This is a genomic window from Achromobacter sp. SIMBA_011 (genome assembly GCF_046535435.1).
Classification (GTDB): domain Bacteria; phylum Pseudomonadota; class Gammaproteobacteria; order Burkholderiales; family Burkholderiaceae_B; genus Achromobacter; species Achromobacter dolens.
On the sequence record NZ_JAWRWN010000206.1, the window covers coordinates 1 to 318 of the forward strand.

The window sequence follows — 318 nt, forward strand, 5'->3', positions numbered from 1 at the left end:
GGCGATGATGCCCTGCGCAACCTGCTGCGCGACGCGCGGCTGACGGCGGCGATCGCGTTGGGGCGCACGGCGCTTCGATCGTCCGCGGGTTTCGATCCGACTATCATGGGCGTGGCGACGCTGGTACACGCCGCGCTGTCGCTCGCGTACGCAGCCATGCTCGCGGCGCTGGTGCGCAATCTGTCGCGCGGCGCCGCACTGTGCGCAGGCGCCGTGTTCGGGCTCGTTCTCTACGGCGTCAACCTGTACGCGTTTACCGCGGTGTTTCCGTGGTTCGCGCAGGTGCGCGGCGCGATCACGCTGGTTGCGCATCTGGTG

Annotated in this window: 1 pseudogene; it reads left to right on the forward strand. The window is 69.5% G+C overall.

The features are described from left to right. Window positions 1-318, forward strand: a pseudogene (locus SB816_RS30600) (sodium:proline symporter); the annotation flags it as partial.